The following is an 8,860-nucleotide window of genomic DNA, read 5'->3' on the forward strand; positions in this document are numbered from 1 at the left end:
ACCGGTGCCAGATCTGCGACCTGCGCATCGAGGTCCCTGGCGGTAGCTACAGCGAGGGCGCCCACATTCGAGCCCTCGGGGCTCCTCACAACGGCCCGGACACCACCGGCAACGTCCTCTGCCTCTGCCCGAACTGCCACGTGATGCTCGACGCCGGCGCCATCGTCATCGAAGACGACCTGACGGTGATCCGCGGCGGCCAGCCTGCCGGCACGCTGCGAACCGACCCTCGGCACACGATCGACCTGGAGTGCGTCCGCCACCACCGCGAACGCTGGCGCCAGTAGGCCATGGTCACGCCAAGAGGGACGGGCAGGTGTCCTGTGCCATCGCACCTTGGTCGCCTCGCGGACCTACCTGTTGTTAGATGAAGATCAAACAGCGGAAATGGCGGGAGCCGCGTAGCTGCAAAGGTGTTTTCATTCAATTTTTCGCAGGACCCCCCAAGGCTGCCACATTGCGCCCATGGGCTGGGCAGATCCTGGCCGTATTGGAGGCAACTCAGCGCGCTACCCACGAGGGGTCGAAGCGCCCATCAATTACTCAGATGTGCATCACCCATGGCCCCGATGTATGTCCCATCTTCCTTGTTGAGGAGGCTCACTTTGAATGTCAGTCGAAGAACACCAGTGACATTCAAAGTGACAGGATTCGATTCTCCGTAGGTCAGCGTTCTGTCGTAAATCTCTTGCCCATCGATAAATATCTGGAACCTCAGTTCCGCGCCAGAAGTGGAGTCATCTGTTACTCCGGCCGTCGCCGCAAAATGTCGCCAGTCTCTTCCTAGGTTATATGAGACTTCATTAACTGGGTTGGCGACATAGTAAACTTGAAATTCAATGCTTTGAGGATGAACTTGGCCATTAATGCTGGCCTGACCGGGGACGGGATCATAGTTACTTTGTGTCGCATACATGTCGCTGAGGTAGGTGGAACGAGGTTCGGCCGAATTCGGCGTAGTGGGTGCTGGTGTGGCGGAGGTTGGAGTGAGGGTGGGTGGGAGGGGCGCGCTTGAGGTTTGCGGTTGGGTAGATTGGCCAGTGGTCGTATGTGATGGCCCACACTGGCTCAGACCTGCCAAGATGGCTGCGGTTATCAATCCTCCGACCACAGTGATAACTACACCGACTGCTATGTTGTGTGCGGTGGAATCTTCCACGACTCGTCCTTGAAAGCGCGGTCACAGGTCGGCAGTCCAATAGCGTCTTATGGGCCCTGGGCCGTCCCTGGGTCGCCAGACGGATCTCGCCGCTTGATAGTTGCTGCTCTCACTACACCGATCAAGCGCCCGTCGTCGCTTCGTTTGCCGGATAGGCGTACAGAGCATTGGGTCATTTCTTAAGTAGAAGGAGTAGACCAGCACCTGCCCGCTGGGCGTCTGTGACGGCATAGGGGTCGAGGTTATACGTTTCCGCGTCCACGTAGCCAACCGTGTCACCTGAGCTCCCGTAGACCGTGTTCCCCTCAACCTTTCCGGCGAAGTCACCGTTCCCATCGACCACCCTTCCGATGCTTGATACGGAACCTACACACCATTCCGCGTTGTCATACACGGCTCCCTTCCAGTCCACCCTCCCTACGGACCGTTCACCAGTGTCTGTCACAGTTCCAGACGAGGTGAAGTGCCCGATCACGCTACCGTAGGTGTCCTTGAGGTAACTCATTGCGATTCTCCTGCGTGCCATCCGCCGCATGGCTGGCACCGAGTGAGACGCCAAACATGCCTGCCGCATTTCGCTGGATAGGCCGCCGAGGCGCTTACCTATTAACAAGCGTGCACTCATTCCGTCCGTCCGTCGACCCGAAGGGATGACACGTAATGGAAGGCAGCTTCGACACGGACATTGACGGTATGCAAAGTTAAGATCCTGAAAGGTGAGGCAGCAATAAAGTTGAATCGTGGAGAGACGCCCGCAAACCTGGTAGGAGGAATGCGGTGGTAGTCCTCGATGTCAGGGCGGATGCGCCTCCCAAGAAGGGGTCCCGACAGGGCCCATCCGACAGTCCTTCAATATAGGCGACAGGGCAGTTCGGGCAGCTGGGGGACATGGAGCCCCATGCCTAACTTCCGCCAGCACGGCCAGCTACCCCACTCGATCCAGCATCCTTGGCGTTAGAGCTGGGCCATCAGCCCGATAAATGCGACAACGGCAGCGGCTGGAAGCCAGCCCACGAGGATCCCCGGCCATGCGGCGGCCCGTTCTTCCGCCTGCAGTCCATCCCACAGCCTGCCCATGCGGGTAACAGTTAGGGAAGTGACACCGGCCGCGAGGCAGAGCAGGCCGAAGAAAATAAGCCCGCCTCCGGCCGTGAACGCTCCAAACAGGAGTAGTAGCAGTCCCCCGGCCGTTGAGCACAGCCCGCCCAGGAGCCGCTTTCCGCTGGTTTCCTCGGCCTTGTTATACACATAGCTTCCGTCTGGCAGCCATGTGGGGGTGGTTACCTTTCCTCGCTGCCACCCGCAGGTCGGGCAGGTACCCCGGTGGGGCATCAGACGTTTGCAGGCCTGGCACTTGTCCGTGCGCTCTGCTGTCGATGGCGAGTCACTCATGCCTCTCGCCTCCCCGGGTACAGGGCAGTCTCCTTCCATTTGACCTCTGACAGGCATGCTTCGCACCCCCAAGGCGGGCACTAGCAGTCGCCAGGCGCCGCTCAAGTAGCTGAGAGGTCGGTGCCCCGGAATGGCGCGGCACCTTCCGAGGGCGCGCGGCGAACTGCGGCCATTGGGGTGCTTTCCCCCAGGCGTCCCCCGGGAGGCGCCCGAACGGTTAAAAGACCCGCTCAGAGTCTGCGAAGTTGGCCCGCTGTAAATCTGCCGGCTCAGCCTTCCCAGGTTCGAATCCTGGCGCCGCCACATCGAGGAAGACCCCCTGCGGTTTGCGGAAACGCAAGCGGAGGGGGTCTTTTCGTGTGCGGTGGGCGGGACATATCGGGGGCACACCCCCGGCCCCTGCGTGCCGGGGTCGGGTGTCAGTTGCCGGCGACCGACTTCACCGCCACCGAGACCGGGGCGGAGCCGCTGACCAGTTCCAGGGTGAGGCCGGCGGTGGCCGGGGTGTCGACCAGTTCGGCCAGGACCGCGGCCACGTCGTCGCGGGGGACCGCGCCCCGGCCCGTGTGGGCCTCCAGGCGGACCAGGCCGGTGCCGGGGTCGTCCGTCAGGGCGCCGGGACGCAGGATCGTCCAGTCCAGGGCCTCCTGGCGGCGCACATGGTCGTCCGCAGCGCCCTTGGCCCGCAGGTACACGTCGAAGACCTCGTCGCCCTTGTGGCCGGCGTCCGCGCCCATGGACGACACGACCACATGACGCCGTACGCCCGCGCGGACCGCCGCGTCCGCGAACAGGACCGCCGCACCCTTGTCGACCGTGTCCTTCCGGCCCGCCCCGCTGCCCGGCCCAGCGCCCGCCGCGAACACCGCCGCGTCCGCGCCCCGCAGCCGCTCCGCGACCTCCTCGACCGAGGCCGACTCCAGGTCCAGCACGATCGGTTCGGCGCCGGCCGCCCTCAGGTCGTCACCCTGTTCCGCGCGCCGGACGATGCCCGCCACCTCGTCCCCGCGCCCGGCGAGCAGCCGCTCCAGCCGCAGCGCGATCTGTCCGTGACCTCCAGCGATGACAATGCGCATGTCTCGACCGTACGCCCAGACGCCCGCGCCCGCCGCACGGCTCGGCCAACTCCCGTGCGCCTCCCGCCCCGCCGCCCGTCGACTGCCACGGCCGCCCGGGGGCCACGGCCGGCCACGGCTACGACAACTCGCCGCGTCCCTGACGAGGCAGCCCCAGTTCCACCGTCGCCGCCGAGTCGCAGAACTCCCGTACCGCGCTGGTCCGTGCCACCACGCGCCCCCGGTGCACCACGATGCGGCTGTACGCCAGCGACAGCGCGCCCGCGAGCCGGTCCCCGCGCACCGCGAGCAGTTCGGCCGGGAAGCCCGCCTCGACCCGCACCTCGGGCAGTCCGAGCGCCGCGCGGGCCGACGCGCTCACCGCCTCGTAGGCGTCCTCGGGGCGCAGCCCGTACCGCGAGGCCAGCAGGTACGCCGCCTCCAGCGGATCGCCGCGCCCCACCGGGTTCGCCGCGTCCCGCAGGGCGCCGCTGCCCGCGGCCACCCGCACCCCGGCCGCGCGCAGCAGCCGTACCGGAGCCGTCCCGCGCCCCTCGGCGCCCTGGCAGCCGCCCTGCGGCAGGCACACCACCGTCACGCCGGCCGCGGCCAGTTGGTCCGCGGCGCGCGAGGCCGCCGCGGCGGGCAGCCGGGACAGACCACCGCACGGGCCCAGCGTCACGCCGGGCCGCAGCCCGCCCGCCATCGCCGCGACGCGCGCCAGACGTGCCGGGTCCCCGGCGTCGGTGTGCAGGTCCACCGGACAGCCGTGCTCGGAGGCGACCTCCAGCACCGCCTCCACGTACCCGGTGGGATCCGGGTCGACGTCCGGGCAGCCGCCCACCACGCAGGCGCCCATCTTCAGCGCGTCGCGCAGCATCGCCAGCCCGTCCGCGCCCGCAGCCCCCGTCAGCACACGCGGGACCGCGACCGTCGTCACCTCGGCGAGCCCGCGCAGCGACCGCCGCGCCCGCAGCACCGCCCGCAGGGCGCCGAGCCCCTGGACGTCGCCCACGCGCACGTGCGCGCGTACCGCGGTGGCGCCGTGGCCGAGCTGCAGCAGGGTGGCCTCGGTCGCGCGGCGCTGTACGTCCTCCGGGTCGTCGGAGGCGGGGCCGTCGGCGTCCGCGGTCAGGGCGGTGTCGGGGTGGGCGTGCGGTTCGGCCGGGGCCGGCAGGAGCAGGTAGCCGGTGAGGTCCACCCGCGCCCCGCCCTCAGGGGAGCCGCCCGCGGCCCGGCCGCCGCCGCACGCGCCGTGGCCGCCGCCCCCGCCCAGGCTGCCGGCCGTGCCGACCGCCTCGATGCGCCCGCCGGACAGCCGTACGTCCACGGTCCGTCCGTCGGTCAGCCGGGCCCCGCACAGCAGCAGCCCGTCCGGGTCCGGCGGTCCGGAGGGACCCGGCGAGGAGGACGAGTGGGGCGGCTGCGGCTTACCGGGGGGCATCGCACTCCAGGCACGACAGGGGATGAAGGGCAGGGGTCGAAGGAAGGGCACGCAAGATCACGCAGAGTGAGTCGAGCCTAGGGTGGCGGCCCGCCGGGGAGGGGGAGGAGCGCAATAGTCGTACCGGCGTGGCCGCGGCACGCACCGGGCGGGACGGGTGCCGCGAAACGGATTTGGGCGAACGGCGGCGGAGCGTGTAATGTCTTCATCGCTCGCCCCAATAGCTCAGTCGGCAGAGCGTCTCCATGGTAAGGAGAAGGTCAACGGTTCGATTCCGTTTTGGGGCTCTGGTGTGAGAGGTTCCCGTCGCAAGGCGGGGCCCGATCGCATCGCAGCGGTGTAGCTCAGTCGGTAGAGCAAGCGGCTCATAATCGCTGTGTCACCGGTTCAAGTCCGGTCACCGCTACTGTCAGTAGCCGATTGCGGGGTCGGTCCTTCGATCGGCTACTCTTTCTTGCGTTGAAATAGCCCACCCGTTCGTCAAGGAGCACTCACGTGGCTGCCACCGACGTCCGCCCGAAGATCACGCTGGCCTGCGTGGAGTGCAAGGAGCGGAACTACATCACCAAGAAGAACCGGCGTAACAACCCGGACCGTCTTGAGATGAAGAAGCACTGCCCGCGTTGCAACGCGCACACCGCGCACCGCGAAACGCGATAAATCAGGCTCACGCATGAGGCCGTCCCCTCCCGAGGGGGCGGCCTCATGCTGTTTTGGCCGCAACCGTCGCCGCAGCGGCCGAAGTCACACCAGCGGCAACCGCAGTCCCGACCGAGTCCCGACCGAGAGTGACACCAGGAGGTGCCGAGCCATGGCGCTCGACCAGTCCTTCGTGGGGCGTTCCTACCCGCCCACCGCCCCCTACGAGGTCGGGCGGGAGAAGATCCGCGAGTTCGCGGAGGCGGTGGGGGACGCCAACCCGGCGTACACGGACCCCGAGGCCGCCAAGGCGCTCGGTCACCCCGACGTGATCGCCCCGCCGACCTTCGTCTTCGCGATCACCTTCAAGGCCGCCGGACAGGTCGTGCAGGACCCGCAACTCGGCCTCGACTACAGCCGCGTGGTGCACGGCGACCAGAAGTTCGCCTACAACCGGCCCGTGCGCGCCGGTGACCGGCTGACCGTCACCTCCACCATCGAGGCGATCAAGTCCCTGGCCGGCAACGACATCCTGGACATCCGCGGCGAGGTGCACGACGAGGCCGGCGAGCACGTCGTGACCGCCTGGACCAAGCTGGTGGCCCGCGCCGCCGAGGGGGCGTGAGGAAGCGATGACGGCGAAGATCGCCTACGACGACGTCGAGGTCGGCACCGAACTGCCGGCGCGGACCTACCCCGTGACCCGCGCCACCCTCGTGCAGTACGCGGGCGCCTCCGGTGACTTCAACCCGATCCACTGGAACGAGAGGTTCGCCAAGGAGGTCGGGCTGCCGGACGTGATCGCGCAGCTGGAACGAGAGGTTCGCCAAGGAGGTCGGGCTGCCGGACGTGATCGCGCACGGCATGTTCACCATGGCCGAGGCGATCCGCGTCGTCACCGACTGGACGGGCGACCCGGGTGCCGTGGTCGAGTACGGCGTCCGGTTCACCAAGCCGGTCGTCGTCCCGGACGACGACAAGGGCGCCGTGATCGAGGTCAGCGGCAAGGTCGCCGCCAAGCTCGACGACAACACGGTCCGGGTCGACCTGACCGCGACCAGCGCGGGCCAGAAGGTGCTGGGCATGTCCCGGGCCGTCGTACGGCTCGCCTGACCGCGCGCGGGCCCGCACACGGTAAGGGGCGTCCGCCATTTGCGGGCGCCCCTTACGGGCTTGACGAAGTTAGTGATTGAGCACTAACTTACTTCGCATGGTCAGGATGAGTGCGCAGGAGCGGCGCGAGAGCGTCATCCGCGCCGCGACGAGCGAGTTCGCGCGCGGTGGCTACTACGGCACGTCGACCGAGTCGATCGCCCGGCGGGTCGGCGTCTCGCAGCCCTACCTCTTCCGGCTCTTCCCGAACAAGAAGGCCCTCTTCCTGGCGGTCGCCGAGCGGTGCCTGGAGGACACGGTCCGCACCTTCGCGGAGGCCTCCGAAGGCCTGGAGGGCGAGGAGGCGCTGCGCGCCATGGCCAACGCGTACACCGAGGTCATCGCGGAGCGGCCCGAGCGGCTGCTCATGCAGATGCAGATGTACGTGGCCGTGGCGGCCGCCGAGCAGCAGGGCGACCGGGAGTTCGGTGAGACGGTCAGGGCCGGCTGGATGCGGCTGTGGGAGACGGTCCACCTGCCCCTGGGGGCCGACGTCGGCGAGACGACGACCTTCCTGGCGTACGGCATGCTGATCAACACCCTGGTGGCCATGGGTTTTCCGCCGGCCCACCGGGTCTGGGAGGGGCTGTATCCCGAGGCGCGGATCAAGGGGCGGCTGGAGAAGTAGCGCTCGGGCGCCGTCAGTTGGAAGCGGTGCGGTTCTTCATGACCGTAAAAGTTAGTGATCAATAACTAATCCAAGAGTGGTCACCCAATGGGGGAGCGATGTCGGAACACGCACACACAGAGCGGGGCCGGACCGTCTGGGCCTTGGTCATCACCAGCGTCGCCGGTTTCATGGCGGCCCTCGACAACCTCGTCGTCACCACCGCACTGCCCTCGATCCGCCAGGACCTCGGCGGGGCGCTCGGGGACCTCGAATGGACCGTGAGCGCCTACACGCTGACCTTCGCCGTGCTGCTGATGTTCGGCGCGGCGCTGGGCGACCGGTTCGGCCGCCGCCGGCTCTTCCTCGCCGGGCTGGCCGTGTTCACCGGCGCGTCCGCCCTCGCGGCCGTGGCGCCCGGCATCGACTCCCTGATCGCCGCACGCGCCGTGCAGGGGGTCGGCGCGGCGGTCATGATGCCGCTGACGCTGACCCTGCTCACCGCCGCCGTGCCCGCCGCCAAGCGCGGGATGGCGTACGGCATCTGGGGCGCCGTCAACGGGCTCGCCGTCGCCTCCGGGCCGCTCATCGGCGGCAGCCTCACCCAGCACGTCTCCTGGCACTGGATCTTCTGGCTGAACGTCCCGCTCGGCCTCGCCCTGCTGCCGCTCGCGCGGCTGCGCCTGGACGAGTCCCACGGCACCGGCGCCCCACTCGACGTCCCCGGCACCCTGCTCGCCAGCGGCGGCCTGTTCGGCATCGTGTACGGGCTGGTGCGTGGGCCCTCCGACGGCTGGACCAGCGCGCTCGTGCTGACCGGACTGTTCGCGGGGACCGCGCTGCTGACCGGGTTCGTCCTCTACAGCACCCGGGCGAAGAACCCCATGCTGCCGATGCGGCTGTTCCGCTCCCGCGCCTTCTCCGGGATCAACGCGGCGAGCATGCTGATGTTCCTCGGGATGTTCGGCTCGATCTTCCTGCTCAGCCAGTACATGCAGGGAGTGCTCGGCTACTCGCCCACCGAGGCGGGGCTCAGGATGCTGCCGTGGACCGGCATGCCCATGCTCGTGGCGCCTGTCGCGGGCATCCTCTCGGACCGCATCGGCGGGCGGCCCGTGGTCGCCGCCGGTCTGTTCTTCCAGGCGGCCGGACTCGCCCACCTGGCGTGGGTGGCCACGGCCGACGCCTCCTACGGCGTCCAGCTGCCCGGCCTGATACTCAGCGGCATCGGCATGGCGCTGTTCTTCGCTCCGGCCTCCAACCTGGTCATGTCCAGCGTCCGCCCGGCCGAGCAGGGCATCGCCTCCGGGGCCAACAACGCGCTGCGCGAGGTGGGCGGTGCCCTCGGCGTCGCGATCATGTCGTCGATCTTCTCCGCGCAAGGCGGCTACGAGTCCGCGCAGGCCTTCGTC

The 8,860-nt window shown here is 68.3% G+C and carries 10 protein-coding genes, 2 tRNA genes and 1 pseudogene; 8 read left to right on the top strand and 5 right to left on the bottom strand.

Annotation, left to right across the window (positions count from 1 at the left end):
* Window positions 1-287, top strand: a 287-nt coding sequence (locus IE249_RS36095) for an HNH endonuclease (protein WP_229857462.1), incomplete at its 5' end; no start/stop codon positions are given.
* A gap of 248 nt (window positions 288-535) precedes the next feature.
* Here IE249_RS36095 and IE249_RS03915 read toward each other — a convergent pair.
* From IE249_RS03915 to IE249_RS03935, 5 genes are all read right to left on the bottom strand, one after another.
* Window positions 536-1,159: an NPCBM/NEW2 domain-containing protein gene (locus IE249_RS03915; protein WP_189703364.1), complete on the bottom strand. Its 624-nt coding sequence runs from the start codon at window positions 1,157-1,159 to the stop codon at window positions 536-538.
* Window positions 1,160-1,331: 172 nt separating this feature from the next.
* Window positions 1,332-1,664, bottom strand: coding sequence for a 5-fold beta-flower protein (locus IE249_RS03920; RefSeq protein WP_189703365.1), 333 nt, complete (start codon window positions 1,662-1,664; stop codon window positions 1,332-1,334).
* Window positions 1,665-2,113: 449 nt separating this feature from the next.
* Entirely contained in the window at window positions 2,114-2,407 is a 294-nt protein-coding gene (locus tag IE249_RS03925; RefSeq protein WP_189703366.1) for a hypothetical protein, read from the bottom strand.
* A 563-nt stretch (window positions 2,408-2,970) separates the two neighbouring features.
* On the bottom strand, window positions 2,971-3,627 hold the full coding sequence (locus IE249_RS03930; protein WP_189703367.1) for an SDR family oxidoreductase: 657 nt from the start codon (window positions 3,625-3,627) through the stop codon (window positions 2,971-2,973).
* Between the two features lie 118 nt (window positions 3,628-3,745).
* Window positions 3,746-5,050: an amidohydrolase family protein gene (locus IE249_RS03935; protein WP_189703368.1), complete on the bottom strand. Its 1,305-nt coding sequence runs from the start codon at window positions 5,048-5,050 to the stop codon at window positions 3,746-3,748.
* Window positions 5,051-5,264: 214 nt separating this feature from the next.
* Between IE249_RS03935 and IE249_RS03940 the strand changes: the two genes are divergently transcribed.
* The 7 genes and pseudogenes from IE249_RS03940 to IE249_RS03970 all read left to right on the top strand — a co-directional run.
* Window positions 5,265-5,337: transfer RNA gene (locus IE249_RS03940), tRNA-Thr, on the top strand.
* A 46-nt stretch (window positions 5,338-5,383) separates the two neighbouring features.
* Window positions 5,384-5,456: transfer RNA gene (locus tag IE249_RS03945), tRNA-Met, on the top strand.
* 89 nt (window positions 5,457-5,545) lie between these two features.
* On the top strand, window positions 5,546-5,710 hold the full coding sequence (rpmG, locus tag IE249_RS03950) for a 50S ribosomal protein L33 (RefSeq protein ID WP_003948671.1): 165 nt from the start codon (window positions 5,546-5,548) through the stop codon (window positions 5,708-5,710).
* Window positions 5,711-5,861: 151 nt separating this feature from the next.
* A complete protein-coding gene (locus IE249_RS03955) occupies window positions 5,862-6,314 on the top strand; it encodes a MaoC family dehydratase N-terminal domain-containing protein (RefSeq protein WP_189703369.1) in 453 nt (150 codons plus the stop codon).
* Between the two features lie 7 nt (window positions 6,315-6,321).
* A pseudogene (locus IE249_RS03960) lies at window positions 6,322-6,802 on the top strand (MaoC family dehydratase).
* Window positions 6,803-6,899: 97 nt separating this feature from the next.
* Window positions 6,900-7,469: a TetR/AcrR family transcriptional regulator gene (locus tag IE249_RS03965; RefSeq protein WP_189703370.1), complete on the top strand. Its 570-nt coding sequence runs from the start codon at window positions 6,900-6,902 to the stop codon at window positions 7,467-7,469.
* 98 nt (window positions 7,470-7,567) lie between these two features.
* Window positions 7,568-8,860: MFS transporter (locus IE249_RS03970; protein WP_229857464.1), on the top strand; the 1,293-nt coding region annotated here is incomplete at its 3' end.

This window comes from Streptomyces anandii JCM 4720 (assembly GCF_014650655.1).
Classification (GTDB): domain Bacteria; phylum Actinomycetota; class Actinomycetes; order Streptomycetales; family Streptomycetaceae; genus Streptomyces; species Streptomyces anandii.

Coding starts and splice junctions, on each gene's coding strand:
- IE249_RS03920 (WP_189703365.1), bottom strand. CDS start 1,664: ATGAGTTACCTCAAGGACACCTACGGTAGCGTGATCGGGCACTTCACC.
- IE249_RS03930 (WP_189703367.1), bottom strand. CDS start 3,627: ATGCGCATTGTCATCGCTGGAGGTCACGGACAGATCGCGCTGCGGCTG.
- IE249_RS03935 (WP_189703368.1), bottom strand. CDS start 5,050: ATGCCCCCCGGTAAGCCGCAGCCGCCCCACTCGTCCTCCTCGCCGGGT.
- IE249_RS03955 (WP_189703369.1), top strand. CDS start 5,862: ATGGCGCTCGACCAGTCCTTCGTGGGGCGTTCCTACCCGCCCACCGCC.
- IE249_RS03965 (WP_189703370.1), top strand. CDS start 6,900: ATGGTCAGGATGAGTGCGCAGGAGCGGCGCGAGAGCGTCATCCGCGCC.